Origin of the sequence: Nonlabens agnitus, assembly GCF_002994045.1 — a bacterium.
GTDB lineage: Bacteria > Bacteroidota > Bacteroidia > Flavobacteriales > Flavobacteriaceae > Nonlabens > Nonlabens agnitus.
On sequence record NZ_MQUC01000003.1, the window covers coordinates 1,880,119 to 1,897,139 of the forward strand.

A 17,021-nucleotide genomic window follows, 5' to 3' on the forward strand; every position below is an offset into this window, starting at 1 on the left:
TTTTTCTTTGGTCCTCAATCAGCACGGTTTTATCAATACTCGTGATGAAAAGATTATCTGATATCAAAATCTAAAACTTCAGGATTGAACTGAAATCACCTATGTGGTAGTATGGATGGCTAGATCTTATTCTAGCATGTCTTCGTCGCCAGCAGTCTTTGTACCTTATAAACATCTACTGCCTTTGAGAATTTCTTACTTACACTGGGCAAGTTCTCGCTTGAGATCCAGATTTTAAGTTCTGCATCACGGTCAAAGGTCCCAGCAGTCTCCAGTGAGAATCTTGAGATGCTTTTGTAAGGCATGGACTTCATGTCCATTTTTTTTCCCGTGAGCCCTTGTTTGTCAATCAAGATCAAGCGCTTTGTGGTAAACAGGAATACATCTCTAAAAAGGACAAATCCCATTTCAATAGTTTCGCCTTCAATAAGGAGATGTCCATATTCTTTCAACAATTCTTCTGCAGTAACTTCTCCTGCATTACCTAACATTTTATCTATAAAACTCATGTGCTATTACCTAGTTATTGATTTGTAATAAAAATAGAAATAGTTAGCAGCAAGCATGGTATAATGGTGTTAAAGAATGTCGTCCGATTCATAAATTAAAAAAGCCACTTCCCAAAAGGAAAGTGGCTCGTTTATTAGTATTTAAAAAACTTATGCGGTTTCTTTCTCCTTCATAGAGCTCGTTGCCAGAGCATAAATTACTAGACCAAAACCGATTTTGTTAATGGCATCTCCTATGTTGTACACCACATCCATAGACTCTTGAGCCGCCTTAGGATCTTCTACTAACTGTAGACCGAATAAACCACCTTCAGTTCCTAAAATGTATCCTAGTGGATAGATCGCCCATCCAACAAGAACGAACCAACAAAGTATTTTGTGCGCTTTTAAGACGGACCCACCTGCAGATACGGCAAGTTTCTTAGCCTCACCAAACCAGATGATGTAAACGATCACAAAGTATGCGATACCTGAGATCAATCCCCAAACCCATTGCGCTGTCGGGTTTCCTAAAGCTACAACCTCGCCAAAGTATCCTGTTACCAGCATGACTACAGATAGGAAAATCAACTTCCACATCAAGCCTACTTTTGCACCAGCTACCTTTAAAATAAGATAAAACTCCACACACATAAGTGGCACGGTCAATACCCAGTCAACGTATCTAAAAAACGTTGGAGACTCGTCAAATGAGGAATAATAATCTCTCATGTAGAAGTAATGCACTGCTGCAATAAAGGTTATCAAACCAGAAACTAACACAGATGTTCTCCATTTAGTATTGAAATTACTCAATGACAAAAAGAAGAATGCGCTGGCGGCCATCATGGCCATACTACCTACAAAAAAGGTAAAACCAACATAATCGTCGGTAGCCATTTGCGCTACGTCCAAACTTAAAAGTAAAGATTTCATAAAATAATAGTTTTGTTGTTATTTGGTTAATGTCGTCGTTAGCAATTAAAGCTAACGCCGTTTTGTTGAAAAAAGATAATTTTTTAGAAATTATTAATTATTCAGGATTAAGATACTGTATAAATCACGATAATCTAAACTTACACCCTGTTTTCCTACAAATACCATAAACAACCATATCTGTTCTATGATATAGCAGATTATTTTCTTGAAGCAAGATCTCGCTTTCGCGAAAGCGAACACACCCATTGCCATATCTAGTAGATTAACATTGTAAAACCTTGAACGCCATGCAACGAAATTCTATCTTTGCTATCTTCAAAAACGAGTATAGAATATGTTTGATAATTTAACGGATAAGCTGGACAAAGCGATGCACGTCCTTAAGGGACACGGTAGCATCACAGAAGTCAACGTTGCAGATACACTAAAAGAAATACGTCGCGCACTCGTAGATGCCGATGTCAATTATAAAATTGCCAAAGAATTTACCGCAACGGCAAAGCAAAAGGCACTAGGTCAAGGCGTTCTCACAACCCTCAAACCGGGACAGCTGCTTACTAAAATTGTCAAGGACGAGTTAACAGAACTAATGGGCGGCTCTGTAGAGGGCATCAATCTTTCTGGTAACCCTAGCATCATCTTGATGTCTGGTCTACAAGGTTCTGGTAAAACGACCTTTTCTGGTAAACTGGCTAACTTCCTTAAAACCAAAAAGAGTAAAAAACCTTTGTTGGTTGCCTGCGATATCTATCGTCCTGCGGCGATCGACCAGCTGCACGTTGTAGGTGAACAAATAGGTGTTGAAGTATTTTCCAATCGTGATGAGAAAGATCCTGTAAAGATCTCTCAAGCCGCGATCGCCTATGCCAAGCAAAACGGATTTAATGCGGTGATTATAGATACCGCTGGTCGACTTGCCATTGATGAGCAAATGATGACTGAGATTGCAGACGTTCATGCTGCGGTCAAACCACACGAGACCTTATTTGTAGTAGATTCCATGACGGGTCAGGATGCGGTCAATACGGCCAAGGCCTTTAACGAGCGCCTAAATTTTGATGGTGTCGTCTTAACTAAGCTTGATGGTGATACTCGCGGTGGTGCGGCCTTGTCGATCAAGTCTGTCGTGGACAAGCCTATCAAGTTTATTGGTACTGGTGAGAAAATGGAAGCGATCGATGTGTTCTATCCAGAACGTATGGCAGATCGTATTCTGGGAATGGGTGATGTCGTATCACTGGTAGAGCGTGCCCAAGAGCAGTTTGATGAAGAGGAAGCCCGCAAGCTGAGTAAGAAGATTGCTAAAAATCAATTCGGGTTTGATGATTTCTTGAACCAGATCCAGCAGATCAAGAAAATGGGAAACATGAAGGATCTCATGGGAATGATTCCTGGCGCTGGTAAAATGTTGAAAGATGTGGATATTGACGATGATGCCTTTAAAGGTATTGAAGCCATTATCCATTCCATGACCGTGCAGGAAAGAACACAGCCACAAGTCATCAACGGCTCCCGTAAAAAACGCATTGCTGCCGGTAGTGGTACGTCAGTAACAGAGGTCAATCAGCTGTTAAAACAATTTGACCAGATGAGTAAAATGATGAAGATGATGCAAGGCGGCAAAGGCAAGGCGATGATGCAGGCCATGAGTAAAATGAGGTAATTCCAGTAAATTTTAAAAAAGATCCAATGATTATTCTTGACGGTAAAAAAACTTCAAATGATATAAAGGACGAGATCACAGAGATCGTCCAGGAAATGAAGAACAATGGTGAGAAGGTACCACACCTGGCCGCGGTAATTGTTGGAAACGATGGTGCGAGTTTGACTTATGTAGGTTCAAAAGTTCGCGCTTGTGAGCGTGTAGGTTTTGAAAGTACCATGGTACGCATGCCCAACACCACTAGTGAAACGGAATTACTGCGTGAGATCCATAAACTGAACAACAATCCAGACATCGACGGCTTTATCGTCCAGTTGCCATTACCCAAGCAAATCGATACCCAAAAAGTCTTGATGGCCGTAGACCCAGATAAGGATGTGGATGGATTCCATCCTACCAACTTTGGCCGCATGGCGCTGGATATGAGCACCTTTATTCCCGCAACGCCTTTTGGTATTCTGGAATTGCTGGAGCGTTACGAGGTTTCTACAAAAGGGAAACATACCGTAGTTATAGGGCGTTCCCATATCGTGGGTCGTCCCATGAGTATCTTGATGGGTAGAAAAGGGTTCCCAGGTAATTCTACCGTGACCCTAACGCACAGTCACACTAAAAATATTACTCAGATCACCTCTCAGGCAGATATCATCATCACTGCTTTGGGAGTTCCAGGTTTCCTTAAAGCCGAAATGGTCAAAGACGGCGCCGTTATCATCGATGTGGGAATCACACGCGTTCCAGATGAAACCCGCGAGCGCGGTTATTACATCACGGGAGATGTGGACTATGAAAACGTTTCCAAAAAAGCCAGTCACATCACTCCAGTTCCTGGCGGTGTTGGTCCTATGACTATCGCCATGTTGTTGAAAAACACGCTTTTAGCTAGAGAAAGACATAGAGAAGCTGCAAAAAAATAGTGGTTTGTTGAGTTCGCTTTCGCGAAAGCGAACTAAAAATATCATCTTGCCCTACGCAACCTTTTGAGGAATGGATCATCTATAGAGAAACCAATCTATGAAAGCTGTTCGTGTTTACTCCATTCTATTGGGCCTGGTACTATTAACCACGGCTTTCCAGTGCGACGAAGATTCTGTTTTTAATCAAGACCTTGTGGGCACTTGGGAACATGTCACCACCGATGGTGATATTGAACGAAAGGAGTTTTTCAATTTTAGGGCTGATGGTACCTACATCTACAGCGTTACGGGAATCGATCTCGGCACCCAAGAGGTTCTGGGTTTCCAGAAGTATGAAGAAGGTCGATGGGTTGCCATCAATGGCAACAAACTCGAGCTTTATCTGGAGGTATTTGAGATAAGTACCGATGGTGGTTATACTACAAGGGAAAATCTTGAACGAACCAATTCTGGAGATCCAGTTTATTTCTACACTTTAAATGAATCAGGTCAAGAATTAACTCTTGAACCTGATTGCCCACCAAATGCCAGCTGTATTGGCCCTGTCACCTACCTGAGAATCGTACAAGAAATCTAGAAGCTTACCTGCCGCCATTCGCACGCAAATCTGCCAGACATTGTGCATCGAGTTGTGGTATGCTGCTCATGTTCATCATGTTTAGAACATTACCACCGTTAATTTCAAAAAACATCAAACAACCCTGTACATCGCAATGATTCTCGTTATCGGCATCTTCATGCTGGCTTTGTAAAGGTGTACCTAGATTGACTAAGCCCATAAGATGGGTAAACTCATGGTTGTAAACCGTGGTTTCCAGATTCACTCGTGATGGCTGATTCAAACCACCGCTAAAACGCTCGATGGTACTTTGATAGATGACCAGCGATGTGTTGCGATACGCGGTTCCCAAAACCACAGAATTACCTTCATCTCTTTCATTAGGTTTATCTGCCACAATGATGCTCACGGCGATAGTATTATCTCTAGTAAAACTCGTTCTGTTCGCTTGTTCCAGATCGTCAATTTCTTCTATAGTGTAGTTCTCTCCAGTGCTGTCTGTAATGTTGCGTTCAATGATGGTAATACCATCAGGTTTATTAAGTCGCTCTTGCAAAAACGTTCTTAGGTTCACTAGCGTTTCCGTTTCTGGTCTTGCACCGTTGATATAGATCACCTCAATCTCAAGTTGATCATATTCTGCAGATCTTAGTAGCTCTTCTGCACTGGCACCGGTAGCCCTTAGGTTAGCATTTCCATTGCCTGCGTTGTTACCGTTATCCACATGATTATTACCATCATCGCTGGAGCAACCCATTAGACTGATGGCGAATAAAAGCGTTATTAATTTTTTCATTTTTAAGTATTATAGTTACAAATTAGGTGGATCACACCTAAAAGCCAAAAGCTTCTTTTTAAATTGCCATAACTTTAAGAAATGGCCTTGAGCCCTGCATGATTTCACCAGAAGATCTTCCATCATTAGCTGCACAACGCAAAAAAGAGAATGTCGCCTTTTTTAAGAAATTGAAGCGCAAAGCGCCTAAGAATCTGGATTCCATTACTCAAGAACTTCACGATGAAGCCTTTGAAGAAATAGATTGCCTTACTTGCGCCAACTGTTGCAAAACCACTGGACCATTATTTACGCAAAATGACATCAACCGGATTGCAAAACACTTCAAAATGAAGCCAGCAGCCTTTATCGATACCTATTTGCGCATTGACGAGGATCAGGATTATGTGTTACAAACGGTTCCTTGTCCCTTTTTAGGCGCTGATAATTATTGTGGGATTTATGAAGTTCGTCCTAAAGCCTGTAGTGAGTATCCACATACAGATCGCAGGAAGCTTACACAGATCGCATCGCTCACCATTGCCAATACTTTTATCTGCCCTGCTGCCTTTCAGGTGGTAGAGCGCATGAAGGAATTGATTAAATCCTGATTTGTAATATTTTACCTATTAAATTCCTACAATATTTGTCACGATATAGCTAAGGTTAGTTAAATATCAATATCAAATTACACTGTTGAATTATCTTCCGCACGTGAAAAAAATAACCCTTTTATTATTGATAGCGATCGCAGCAGTTTCCTGTACAACTAGGGAGCCAAGCATTACTGAAGTAGTCCAAAGAGACTACCTTACTCAGTTGATCGATCAACCGGCAACTGATAAAGTTCAAGTGATCAATTTTTGGGCAACCTGGTGTCTACCTTGTGTGGAAGAATTGCCAGCCTTTGTTGCCATTGATGACAATGAAAAGGTCGAGGTGATTTTAATCAGTCTTGACGATGTTGAAAATGTGGAGGAATTGGTCAATCCCTTTCTACAAGAAAACAACATTACCGCAACCGTCAAATTGTTGGACGATCCCTATGCGGCAGAATGGATTCCTATGGTAGATCAGCATTGGGATGGAGCCATTCCAGCGACATTGATTCAAAAAGGCTCAAAAAAAATGTTCTATAACACTTCTTTCACTGCTACAGAGTTGGAAGAAGAAGTCAATAAATTTCTATGAAAACGCTCAAAATATTAACTGTTGTATGCTTGATTGCACTATCGGCGGCGATCCTTTTTGGTGTGATGGATTACACGTCATCAGATCAATTATACGCCGACAATCCTGAGAAGGACCGCGATACCGAAGTTGTCGATGAAGATCCCAATTATGAAATCGATCAAGTTGAGGAACTAGCAGGCTATCAAATAGGTGATGTAGCAACCGACTTTAAATTGAAAAATATCGATGGTACCTATAAATCATTGAGTGATTACCCAAAAGCGCAAGGTTTTATCGTCATTTTTACCTGTAATCACTGCCCATATAGCAAAGCCTATGAAGATAGGATTATCGCCATTGATAAAGAATACAAAAAGAAGGGTTATCCAGTGATCGCTATCAATCCCAATAATCCAGAGTTATATCCAGAGGATAGCTTTGAGAACATGAAAAAACGTGCGAGAGAAAAGGGATTTACGTTTCCTTATTTATTTGATGAAAAGCAAGACATCTATCCGCAATACGGCGCGACTAAAACACCTCATGTATTCCTGTTGAAAAAAGAAAGTGACAAAAACGTGGTACGTTATATAGGTGCCATCGATGATAACCATAAAGATGCCAGCGCGGTTAAAAACCACTTTTTGAGAGATGCCCTGGATGCACTGCTTAACAACAGAGAGATTGAGCCTAAAACTACCGTGGCGATAGGTTGTTCCATCAAAAAGTAGAGGGCTAGGCTTCTTCTCCATTTCCTCTCAACCCACAAGATTATGCGTATTTTTGCATAAACAGTTGACATGGTATTAGAGCAATATTATACAAAATGTCTGGCGCAGGGAACCTATTATATTTCTTCGGGAAACGAGGCTGCGGTAATTGATCCTTTAAGGGAAGTACAGCAATACATTGATCGCGCGAGCGAGGATAATGCCACTATTAAATATATTTTTTTAACCCATTTTCATGCAGATTTTGTGAGCGGTCATGTAGACCTTGCTCAAAAAACAGGTGCCACGATTGTTATAGGTCCCAATGCTGAGACGAGTTACGCTTTCGCGAAAGCGAGACACCATCAATCTTTCTCCATTGGAAACGTCAGTATTACCTTGCTACATACACCTGGTCACACGATGGAATCTTCCTGCTACTTATTAAAAGATAATACTGGCAAAGCCAAAGCGCTTTTTACCGGAGATACCTTGTTTATAGGTGATGTGGGAAGACCAGATCTTGCCGTAAAATCTGATTTGACCAAGGAAGACCTTGCAAGATTATTATATGATTCATTGCGCAATGTCATCATGCCATTGCCAGATCATGTTATTGTATATCCAGCTCATGGTGCTGGTAGTGCTTGTGGTAAAAATATGAGCAGCGAGACTAGCGATTCTTTAGGCAATCAAAAAGCTACCAACTATGCTCTTGCAGCAGATTTGAGTAAAGAAGACTTTGTTAAAGAGGTCACCCAAGGTATTGCGCCACCACCAGCCTATTTCCCTATGAACGTCCAGATGAATCGTGGTGTCAACTCTAGCATCGACGAGGTGCTGAGACGTGGATTAACGGCCATCAAACCCAAAGCCTTTAAAAGCCTAGCAGAAGATGAGGCTTATTTAGTCCTCGATGTTAGAAGCCCGCAAGAATTTACCGCAGGTCACATTGAAGGATCGTGGTTTATAGGACTTGATGGACAGTTTGCACCATGGGTAGGTTCATTGATTCAGGATATTGATCAAAAAATAGTTCTAGTAGCGCCAGATGGACGTGAAGAAGAAGCGGTTACCAGACTGGCCAGAGTAGGCTATGATAACGTAAACGGATTTTTGCAAGGAGGTTTTGAGGCCTGGCGAGAAGCTGGATTTAAAGTGGAGACTATTGAAAATATCTCGGCAGCTGACTTTGTTAGAAAACTAGAGCAAGGTCAGGTACAACAAGTTCTTGATGTAAGAAAACCTGTGGAATATCAAAAATCCCACTTGAAAAATGTCCCTTTGTATACCTTAGACGAGGCGCACGATAATATCAAAAAACTGAAAGCAGATACCACTTACCATGTTCACTGTGCTGGCGGATATAGATCTGTGATATATGCGAGTATGGCACAGTCTCAAGGACTTAAAAACATGATTAACGTAGAAGGTGGTTATGGAGCCATCAAAAACATTGCGGGTGCACCCGTAGAAACCCAAGCATTATGAAAAATCTAAGCAATCAAGAGTGGAAAGAGTTGACTGAAAAAGATGACAACAAAGTCATCTTAGACGTTCGTACCGATGAAGAAGTAGCAGAAGGAATCATTCCTGGAGCCCAGCAACTGGACTTATACCAGCCACAAGAATTTATGAACGGAATCCAAGAAATGGACGCCTCTAAAAATTATTACGTTTACTGTAGAGCAGGCAGTCGTAGTGTACAGGCTTGCCAGATCATGAAGCAGGCAGGACTTGATAACCTCTACAATTTAACTGGTGGTTACAGCAATTGGGATGGTGATACCGTTATTCCTGAATAAACATACCGATTCCCATTATTAATTTCTATTCCATATTGTTATATGAATCTATCTAAAATACCACAGCTTCAACATCTAGACGCTAACAACTTTTTTCTACTCTCTGGACCTTGTGCCATTGAAAGTGAAGAAATGGCGTTGCGAATTGCAGAGAAAGTGGTGGAAATCACGGCGAAGCTTGAGATACCTTACGTTTTCAAAGGAAGTTTCAAGAAAGCTAACCGCAGTAGAATCGATAGTTTCACGGGAATAGGTGATGAAAAAGCCTTAAAGATCTTGCGCAAAGTGAGCGAGACTTTTAACGTTCCTACCGTCACTGATATTCATGAAGTAAGTGATGCCGCCATGGCTGCAGAATATGTAGATGTACTGCAAATCCCTGCGTTTCTTGTACGACAGACAGACCTTGTGGTCGCCGCTGCAGAAACGGGTAAGGTCGTGAATCTTAAGAAGGGACAATTTATGTCTCCAGAGAGCATGAAACACGCCGCAATGAAAGTAACTGATTCTGGAAACGAACAAGTGATGATTACAGATCGTGGAACCATGTTCGGTTATCAAGATATGATTGTAGATTTTAGAGGTATTCCTACCATGCGCCAGTATGCACCAACAGTTCTAGATGTCACACATAGTTTGCAGCAGCCCAATCAATCAAGTGGTGTTACCGGAGGCCGCCCAGATATGATTGAAACCATTGCACGTGCAGGTATTGTCAACCAAGTGGACGGTCTATTTATCGAAACACACTTTGATCCCGCTAATGCTAAAAGCGATGGAGCAAACATGCTGGACTTAAAATATTTGGAGGGTTTGCTGACTAGGTTAGTAAGCATTAGAAAAACCATCAACTCTTTTGAATAAGATAGATGCTGGCAAAAAAGTGAATAGTTATAGGGGTTTCGTTAGACATAGTCTTGCTAAATAACCGTTTAAATAGCTTTTGAACACCTAAAATAGAGCTATTTGAGCTTCATTCACGACCATATTTTCTTCACAAAATCAAAATAATTTGAAGTAAGCTTCATTTTAACGAGTGATTGTATCGATTAAAGTTATTTTTCATAGTCCTACGTCGATTAATTAATTTTTCAAAGTGATTTGTAAGTAACAAATTTACTTTTGTAGTTACTAAATTGACCCAAATGAAAAATATCTTTACTCTAATAATGGCCGTAACCCTATCTACAGGCTTTTTTGCACAAGCGCAAATTGGGGTTAATACAAATGCTCCAACCGCAAACCTTGACGTCAATGGTACCCTAAGGGTAAGAAGCTTGGATAAGACTAACGAAAGCTTTCAGGCGACTGGAGATGTAGTTTACATCATGGGTGTGGATGCTAATGGTAAGGTAATCCCGATTGAAATTGATGAAAATATTGTGTTAGAAGGCAACAAGCTTAGAGTTCAACTTCCAGAAGTTGAAACATCAATAGCCGAATTACCTAACGGAACTAATTTAGAAGATAATTATGCTCCTGGCGAGAATGGAGTCATAAACGATTTAGATTTAGGTATAGTTATTTTACCAGGAGACCGTCGAGGTACCTGGCCGGTAATTAGACTGCCAAATGGCGATAACGATGCTAAAGTAGATATTACAGGTTTTAAAGCAGTCCCAGATGGTACTATGGCTTTTATATATCCAACCTCTGGTGATATTCAATTAAAAAAAGATAGCGATGAATCACAGCCAGAAAATAGAATTGCTGGAGAAAATGATCATAATATAAAGAAAAACGAAATGATGTTGCTCATGTATGATGGCGAGATCAAAAAGTGGATTGTTGTATCGAAGCATTAGATGAATTAACATCTTATGGAATTATAGAAAAAGCCTTGACAAAAACTGTCAAGGCTTTTTTATGTGGTGTAGTTCTTATTTGCCATTTTGATTTCATGAATAGCATCACAACTATCCTATTCCAAACTAAAGAGCTTATGTTACTCTAGTGCGATAGAAAGCCAAAATATCAAAATTGAAAGAGCGATTATAGAGCATTAGATTGATAGGTCTTTCACTTTAGTAAGCGTGGTAAATAGAAATTACGGGATGTCACCAGAGATTAAGACTTATACTATTTGCCTATTTAATATTCTTAAATATTTTGCTTAAGAAATCTTCACTCTTAAAAGGCTTGATAAGATAGTCGTTCATTGAAGAATTCTTCATACGTTCTTCAATTTCTATCTGTTCCACAGCCGTTAGAGCGATGATAGGAACCTCAGGTCTAAATTCTCTAATCTTTATTGTTGCTTCAAACCCATCCATTCCTGGCGGCATGTTGATATCCATTAATATCAAATCATATTCATTTTCCCTTGCCTTTTCAATGGCCATAGCGCCTGAATCTGCTAAATCATAATCTCCATTTAGCCCTTTAATAATCTTTTTCGTCACAAGCTGATTTATTTTATTGTCTTCAACAATGAGCACCTTTAAACCGTTCAGAGTCTTAGAGCGAGAAATATTCTTTTCAGTCTTCTTTTCTTTTATAACATCGACTCTTTGCAATCTTAGTTCGAATTTGACTTCAGTTCCATTGCCTCGCTCACTTTGAACACTTAGTTGAGAGTCTTGCAATTCTAAAATTTTATTAGAAATAGGCAACCCTAAGCCCGTTCCTTCATTTTCTTCATTGTGATTGATAAATTTATTTTCGTCAAACAAATCCTTTAGTTTTCTTTTCTCAATTCCTTTTCCAGTATCTTTTATTGAAAACTCAAGTAAATCAAAATGCTCTTCACTTCTAACTTTAGAGATATTCAACGTAACAACACCATTTTTAGTGAATTTATTAGAATTACCCAAAACATTGATAAGTACCTGCATTAGCTTGACGGCGTCTCCATTATACACCTGTTTGACATCCTGCGTAATTTTTATTTTGAAAGTATTCGTATGGTGTGGCATGATAAACTTTGCAGACTCAACCGCATGATGAGAAAGTTCTCGAATATCAAAATTCTCTTGAGCCAAGGTTAGATTGGATGATCTGTTGAGCTTATTCATCTCTAGGACATTATTTATCAGGGATAATAAATAATCTGCACTATATTTTAGAGATTGAACGTTCTTTTTATTCTCTCCCTTGATGTCTTTATCGTCAATCAACATGTTAGAAATTCCTACGATACCATACATAGGAGTTCTTAATTCATGGCTAATTCTGGAGAACAGAGCATTTCTTGCAACGAGCAATTGATCGCTTTTTTCCTTCTCCTTCAAGTAGATTGTGTTTTTGACAACTAACTCCTTATTCAATTTTTTTCGCCTATTGAATCCTATAAAGAGCGCTATGATTAGAATGATGGCAATGAATAAAGCGATCGACGACCACAGGACCGTATTTTCTTGAAGCGCCTTCGCACGAATGTTCTCTGCTTTTAGTTGTTCAGCCTCCATTTCTGCCTGCATCCTGCGCTCCACTTCGTCCACATTAAATTTAGCTCTGGCATTTTGTAATGCTTCTACACTCTCAGATTCAAATTTTTCCTTTTCAAGTATGTCTAAAGCTTCAGAAAGTTCATACGCCTTTTTCCAATTTTGCAAATTAGCTTCAGAAGCAGCCCAATTTCTGTAGGCGTCTACTAAAACCTCTTTGTTACTAGAAGCCATTGCAAAATCAACGCTTTGCTGTAATTCTTGGGAAGCTCGTGTGTATTCACCTGATTTAACGAAAAATTTTCCTAATAATAGTTTTGAGCTTGCTGCATACGCATCTATACCAATGGTTTTCGATAATTTTTCTGATTCATAAACAAATGGAGCTGCTTGGCTTATTTTATCCAACTGTATATATGATTCAGCTATATTAAAATTTGTAATAAAGAGGCCGTGTATATCAGTATCATCAGTTAATTGTAAGGCAGCCTTATACTTAGCTATTGCCTCTTCAAACCTTCCTACTAACGCACTAATATTTGCCAAATCAATATTAGCGGTAATTAAAGTCTTATATCTTCTTGCAATAGGAAATTTGGTGTCTTGAAATGATTCAGCCTTTTCCAAAGATTCTTCGAATACTTCTATTGCTTGTAATGTATCGCCAATTTGGAATAAGGCGTTTCCTAAGTTACTGGAAATACCTACATAATAATTGTAAAATCTTGGCGTATCACTTAAAGCTCTTCCTTTTTGACTTAAAGAAATGGTATTAACAAAATCCTGAGACCCATACTTCTGACGAATCTCTCCTAAAATTTCCCGCAATTGCTGCTCCTTTTTCAGTTCCTCTGGAGAATATTCACTTTGAGATTCTCCTTGAGCCTTAATCCCAAAAGGTAAGCATAGGCAAATCAACAAGAAAAACATCCTTAGGACGAGTAGATTGAAACGTGATTTGATTGTAAACAAGGATTGGATGGTTTTCAGTTATTGCCAAAAATGAAAATACAACTTTCCTAGATTTTGGTAGCTTGTAAACTACAATTAACAACTTTTTAAAGTTAAACATTATGACTTTACTCTTAGAAATCATGATTAAATAGAAAATCAGTCAAAATAATTGAATAAATCAATTATTAATTGAATCCAAAATTCGATGAATGCACCTTTCGAGATTCAAAAGATCTTTTAATTTCATCAAAAAGATACCGTTAATCGAATTTATGCCCAAAGCATCTTAATTAACCTTATTATTGTAGGTGATGGAAACCATTGATCACCATTATCTTATAAGATTTCTTTATGTTGAAAATTACTTTTCTGTTGCTATTCGCTGCAACTATCGCGACCGCGCAAGATCTGACTTTAACCAGTACCAGTAGTTTATCGATTAACGATGGTGGATCGTTATATATCAATGGTGCGGAATTAGATCCTTCTGTGAATTATGATTTGGTAGGACCCAATGAGGTGACTACAACTAAAACAGCATTGACCAGTCCCAGAAGTATTAATAAAGTTATAGAGTGGTCTAGCCCAGTTGAAGATTACCAAGGCATGATATATTTTCATTACGGCAATCAGGATCTCAACCAGCTGGAAGAGTCATCCTTAGGATTGATCATAAGAGATGTCAATTCAGAATGGATCGGCCTAGACAGTAATTTAGATCAAGGTAGCCGCACAATAGGTTTTGGTTTTTCTAGCCCAACTAACATATCTGGAATTTCTGTAAGTGAAAAACAAACAGCAAGTAGTAATAGTTTTGATTCAGCACAACTACAATTGTATCCAAACCCAACAACTTCTACTTTAACTCTTGAATATAATAGTGAAGTTGAGACAGAAATCTACAACCTTCAAGGAAGCTCTTTATTCAAAACCTCTGAGAAAAAAATTGACTTTTCAAACTTAAGTTCAGGCGTTTATTTGATCAAAATCACAGATCAACAAACACAAGACTCAATCTATAAAAAAATCATTAAAAAGTAGTTAGAGAACTCTATATCATCAAGATATTGATTCTGTTGCAAAAACTTAGTTTTACGTGATCACCTGTGATTTAGATTGACATCTGAATCATTATTCCTGCCCTATCGTTGCGATGATTTTCAGTTATATCGCTTTCGCGAAAGCGATAACATCAAATTTCCCGGAGCAAATTATTGACCGCTAAGCCCTTTAATATTGTTGGAGATATCATGACAATCCATTTTTAACCATCGAATGGAATTGCATTTTATAACCAATTACTCCTCGAATATCTACAAACCTCGGTAGTTATTGCGATAAGCTATTACCCACAATTGTTTCTCTTTTGAATTTTTGTTATTTTGATGTCATATTTTGAGTTTTGTTATTGTATTTATCTCAAATTCATATGCAATTTTTGGTAGTCGATATGATGTGCAGTTCTCATGACATTCTGGAAACGATCCCTTTAAAACGTTATCATGAAATATAAAAAGGCTTTTTTTATAATCTTTTTTATCGCAATCCAATTAGCTACACCTTTATGGGCCCAAGAAAGTGAATGGAGAAAATGCCACAACTACCTACCCTTTTATTATGTAAACGATGGAGTAACACAAGAATATGAGATGGTACCGCGTACGGCTCAGGAGCTTGGGCTTAAAGGTAACATACGTGCTCTGGAATACGATTATAAAAAAGGATACAGTCTTAAGAGTCAGGAAAACGAATACCTATACGCCAATGCCATCACCTTTGAGCGCAACGGCTACATACGTTCAAAATTACGGTTGAGGAAGAAACCAAAACAAAGGCCGCAAACCATCAAAAAAGTCAATTATGGTTACGGTAATGAAGCAATTGTAAACGGCAAGATCCTATACATCGAAAACAGTGTTTTGGACGAGTCCACTACAAATAGTTTTAAAGAAGAAGACCCTAGAATCACCTTTGATTACGATTACATTACAGAAGATGGCAAGATCACCTTTGATACCACAAGCCTGATGCAAGTCATGATTTACATAGGCGATAATTTTAAGATTCAGCGGGTGTATAATAACAAAGGTAAACTCTTCAAAGAAAGACGCTACAGCAAGGTCAGCAATAAAATTAAAAGCAACGGTTTAGCCACTGCAGTAAAAAACACTCCCTTTTATCTATCTCGTATCACGTCATTTTCCTATGATGATGAAATGAGGCTTGTAAAAACCTTTATGACAAAAAAACGTCCAGATGGGAGTTCAGAGGGATTTAATGAGGTAACATACAGCTATAAAGAAATCGGTGATAAATTACAGGTTACAAAGGAATATGAAGAAAATAACAGAGTCTATGAGGAATTAAAAATCTTTAATTCTGCTAAATTGTTGACTGAGGTCACTGAAAAAGTAAGCTATCCATCTGGTCGTACTACAAGCCAGACCTATCAATATCAATACGAGTACGACGCACAAGGAAACTGGACTGAAAGACGCGCTTATCAACTAGTTCCCAATCAAGCTAACAAATTGATTCAAACCACAAACCGCGAGATCATCTATCGCGATTAAATTCTTTGAACTGCTACGACTTAATAGCTGTTTTCAGTTACGCTTTATACATATCTTAATTTATGTTGTAAAGGGTTCTAAAATTTAAAGTGAAGAATACCGATATTATCTCCTAATACAATTTTGAAATATGTGTATTGGAATATGAGTCCAATATATCAGTTGGCTATCCTTATTCTCAGGTTCGAATAAAAATCACGAAAGAGTTGATGGTCTAGCAATCGCAATATCTTAAAAACATAAGTTTTCGAAATTTCATGAGTCATGATTCCATAATTTATTTGGATCAAAAATATCGATACGGTAATTATAATCTTAAGTAATTGCCGTATTAATAAATATATTCAGAAATAAATAGTAAATTACTGCTAGATAACAATCTTTAAATCTGCTACTTATGAAAAATCTACTTTTAGGGATCATGCTGGCTATCGCAGGCATATCCACCGCTCAAGTCTCAATGGAAATAGATGGGTTTTCTTCCATTAAAATTGATAGTGACGCCATAATAGAGATAAGGTACGCGCCAACTTCTAAGATTCAGTTCAATGGAAGTATGGAAGATATGAAATCTATGATCTCTTCCACTTCAAATAGATTACAGGTAAATGGTGGTAATTCTGCCACAAAAATCAGAATCTACACTAGAGATTTGAATGCCATACAAATATCTGGTGCAGCAAGTGTTACTGTGAATGGTTTTAACGCACTGGACAGACTTACAGTAATGACTAATGAAAGTGCAAGTTTAGATCTAGGAAATACGAGAATAAATAATCTATCCATTAACCAAAGTGGCAATAGTAATGTAACCGCTACCGGTGCAACTTCAAAAACTGTCATTAAAGATGGAGTAGTAGTTTCATCAAAATAGATGCGGTTTACCATCTTTAAATGCCTTGTTCACAAGGCATTTTTTATGACTGGATATTCCAGCTTTCCGCAATAACCCGGTACGTTATAAAATAACATTAGCTAATATTAAGAGATCGATCGACTTATTGATATGAATATTTCGCTTTCGCGAAAGCGACAACTCCATTTTAACGAGTATTGAGTATCTTAGGGTTCCCATAAAC

17 protein-coding genes are annotated in these 17,021 nt (G+C 38.6%); 13 read left to right on the top strand and 4 right to left on the bottom strand.

The features are described from left to right. Positions 1-131: 131 nt before the first annotated feature. On the bottom strand, positions 132-509 hold the full coding sequence (locus tag BST86_RS08700; protein WP_105982926.1) for a PH domain-containing protein: 378 nt from the start codon (positions 507-509) through the stop codon (positions 132-134). 150 nt (positions 510-659) lie between these two features. Then, positions 660-1,424 (bottom strand): bacteriorhodopsin-like, encoded by a 765-nt coding sequence (locus tag BST86_RS08705; RefSeq protein ID WP_105982927.1) that lies wholly within the window; start codon positions 1,422-1,424, stop codon positions 660-662. A gap of 337 nt (positions 1,425-1,761) precedes the next feature. Here BST86_RS08705 and ffh point away from each other — a divergent pair, with 337 nt between their 5' ends. The 3 genes from ffh (at position 1,762) to BST86_RS08720 (ending at position 4,584) form a co-directional block, all read left to right on the top strand. Beyond that, complete coding sequence (gene ffh / locus BST86_RS08710; protein ID WP_055413464.1) at positions 1,762-3,090, top strand: signal recognition particle protein; 1,329 nt, start codon at positions 1,762-1,764, stop codon at positions 3,088-3,090. A gap of 26 nt (positions 3,091-3,116) precedes the next feature. Next, positions 3,117-4,007 carry a bifunctional 5,10-methylenetetrahydrofolate dehydrogenase/5,10-methenyltetrahydrofolate cyclohydrolase gene (locus tag BST86_RS08715; RefSeq protein WP_105982928.1) on the top strand — a complete coding sequence of 297 codons (891 nt, stop codon included), beginning with the start codon at positions 3,117-3,119 and terminating at the stop codon, positions 4,005-4,007. 97 nt (positions 4,008-4,104) lie between these two features. Next, positions 4,105-4,584, top strand: a complete 480-nt coding sequence (locus BST86_RS08720; RefSeq protein WP_105982929.1) for a hypothetical protein — start codon at positions 4,105-4,107, stop codon at positions 4,582-4,584. 4 nt (positions 4,585-4,588) lie between these two features. On the opposite strand, the gene BST86_RS08725 is transcribed toward BST86_RS08720, so the two are convergent. Further along, positions 4,589-5,362 carry a hypothetical protein gene (locus BST86_RS08725; RefSeq protein WP_105982930.1) on the bottom strand — a complete coding sequence of 258 codons (774 nt, stop codon included), beginning with the start codon at positions 5,360-5,362 and terminating at the stop codon, positions 4,589-4,591. Between the two features lie 98 nt (positions 5,363-5,460). Here BST86_RS08725 and BST86_RS08730 point away from each other — a divergent pair, with 98 nt between their 5' ends. From BST86_RS08730 to BST86_RS08760, 7 genes are all read left to right on the top strand, one after another. Continuing rightward, positions 5,461-5,952 (top strand): YkgJ family cysteine cluster protein, encoded by a 492-nt coding sequence (locus BST86_RS08730; RefSeq protein WP_105982931.1) that lies wholly within the window; start codon positions 5,461-5,463, stop codon positions 5,950-5,952. Between the two features lie 103 nt (positions 5,953-6,055). Beyond that, complete coding sequence (locus BST86_RS08735) at positions 6,056-6,532, top strand: TlpA disulfide reductase family protein (RefSeq protein WP_105982932.1); 477 nt, start codon at positions 6,056-6,058, stop codon at positions 6,530-6,532. Further along, complete coding sequence (locus BST86_RS08740) at positions 6,529-7,245, top strand: thioredoxin family protein (RefSeq protein WP_105982933.1); 717 nt, start codon at positions 6,529-6,531, stop codon at positions 7,243-7,245. The genes BST86_RS08735 and BST86_RS08740 overlap by 4 nt, the downstream gene beginning before the upstream one ends. 69 nt (positions 7,246-7,314) lie before the next feature. After that, on the top strand, positions 7,315-8,715 hold the full coding sequence (locus tag BST86_RS08745; protein ID WP_105982934.1) for an MBL fold metallo-hydrolase: 1,401 nt from the start codon (positions 7,315-7,317) through the stop codon (positions 8,713-8,715). Next, positions 8,712-9,029, top strand: a complete 318-nt coding sequence (locus tag BST86_RS08750) for a rhodanese-like domain-containing protein (RefSeq protein WP_105982935.1) — start codon at positions 8,712-8,714, stop codon at positions 9,027-9,029. Before BST86_RS08745 ends, BST86_RS08750 begins: the two co-directional genes overlap by 4 nt. 42 nt (positions 9,030-9,071) lie before the next feature. Further along, positions 9,072-9,893, top strand: a complete 822-nt coding sequence (kdsA, locus tag BST86_RS08755) for a 3-deoxy-8-phosphooctulonate synthase (RefSeq protein WP_105982936.1) — start codon at positions 9,072-9,074, stop codon at positions 9,891-9,893. 281 nt (positions 9,894-10,174) lie between these two features. After that, positions 10,175-10,834 carry a hypothetical protein gene (locus BST86_RS08760; RefSeq protein ID WP_105982937.1) on the top strand — a complete coding sequence of 220 codons (660 nt, stop codon included), beginning with the start codon at positions 10,175-10,177 and terminating at the stop codon, positions 10,832-10,834. 282 nt (positions 10,835-11,116) lie between these two features. Here BST86_RS08760 and BST86_RS08765 read toward each other — a convergent pair whose 3' ends face one another. Continuing rightward, positions 11,117-13,387 carry a tetratricopeptide repeat-containing hybrid sensor histidine kinase/response regulator gene (locus BST86_RS08765; RefSeq protein WP_146126741.1) on the bottom strand — a complete coding sequence of 757 codons (2,271 nt, stop codon included), beginning with the start codon at positions 13,385-13,387 and terminating at the stop codon, positions 11,117-11,119. A gap of 333 nt (positions 13,388-13,720) precedes the next feature. Between BST86_RS08765 and BST86_RS08770 the strand changes: the two genes are divergently transcribed. The 3 genes from BST86_RS08770 (at position 13,721) to BST86_RS08780 (ending at position 16,816) form a co-directional block, all read left to right on the top strand. Then, positions 13,721-14,410, top strand: coding sequence for a T9SS type A sorting domain-containing protein (locus tag BST86_RS08770; protein WP_105982939.1), 690 nt, complete (start codon positions 13,721-13,723; stop codon positions 14,408-14,410). A gap of 461 nt (positions 14,411-14,871) precedes the next feature. Further along, positions 14,872-15,942, top strand: coding sequence for a hypothetical protein (locus tag BST86_RS08775; RefSeq protein ID WP_105982940.1), 1,071 nt, complete (start codon positions 14,872-14,874; stop codon positions 15,940-15,942). Between the two features lie 397 nt (positions 15,943-16,339). Continuing rightward, a complete protein-coding gene (locus tag BST86_RS08780; protein WP_105982941.1) occupies positions 16,340-16,816 on the top strand; it encodes a GIN domain-containing protein in 477 nt (158 codons plus the stop codon). Positions 16,817-17,021: the final 205 nt, after the last annotated feature.

What these genes read in the sequence shown, in the direction of transcription:
- BST86_RS08700 (WP_105982926.1), bottom strand. Translation starts at nt 509, where the DNA reads ATGAGTTTTATAGATAAAATGTTAGGTAATGCAGGAGAAGTTACTGCA.
- BST86_RS08705 (WP_105982927.1), bottom strand. Translation starts at nt 1,424, where the DNA reads ATGAAATCTTTACTTTTAAGTTTGGACGTAGCGCAAATGGCTACCGAC.
- ffh (WP_055413464.1), top strand. Translation starts at nt 1,762, where the DNA reads ATGTTTGATAATTTAACGGATAAGCTGGACAAAGCGATGCACGTCCTT.
- BST86_RS08715 (WP_105982928.1), top strand. Translation starts at nt 3,117, where the DNA reads ATGATTATTCTTGACGGTAAAAAAACTTCAAATGATATAAAGGACGAG.
- BST86_RS08720 (WP_105982929.1), top strand. Translation starts at nt 4,105, where the DNA reads ATGAAAGCTGTTCGTGTTTACTCCATTCTATTGGGCCTGGTACTATTA.
- BST86_RS08725 (WP_105982930.1), bottom strand. Translation starts at nt 5,362, where the DNA reads ATGAAAAAATTAATAACGCTTTTATTCGCCATCAGTCTAATGGGTTGC.
- BST86_RS08730 (WP_105982931.1), top strand. Translation starts at nt 5,461, where the DNA reads ATGATTTCACCAGAAGATCTTCCATCATTAGCTGCACAACGCAAAAAA.
- BST86_RS08740 (WP_105982933.1), top strand. Translation starts at nt 6,529, where the DNA reads ATGAAAACGCTCAAAATATTAACTGTTGTATGCTTGATTGCACTATCG.
- BST86_RS08745 (WP_105982934.1), top strand. Translation starts at nt 7,315, where the DNA reads ATGGTATTAGAGCAATATTATACAAAATGTCTGGCGCAGGGAACCTAT.
- BST86_RS08750 (WP_105982935.1), top strand. Translation starts at nt 8,712, where the DNA reads ATGAAAAATCTAAGCAATCAAGAGTGGAAAGAGTTGACTGAAAAAGAT.
- kdsA (WP_105982936.1), top strand. Translation starts at nt 9,072, where the DNA reads ATGAATCTATCTAAAATACCACAGCTTCAACATCTAGACGCTAACAAC.
- BST86_RS08760 (WP_105982937.1), top strand. Translation starts at nt 10,175, where the DNA reads ATGAAAAATATCTTTACTCTAATAATGGCCGTAACCCTATCTACAGGC.
- BST86_RS08770 (WP_105982939.1), top strand. Translation starts at nt 13,721, where the DNA reads ATGTTGAAAATTACTTTTCTGTTGCTATTCGCTGCAACTATCGCGACC.
- BST86_RS08775 (WP_105982940.1), top strand. Translation starts at nt 14,872, where the DNA reads ATGAAATATAAAAAGGCTTTTTTTATAATCTTTTTTATCGCAATCCAA.
- BST86_RS08780 (WP_105982941.1), top strand. Translation starts at nt 16,340, where the DNA reads ATGAAAAATCTACTTTTAGGGATCATGCTGGCTATCGCAGGCATATCC.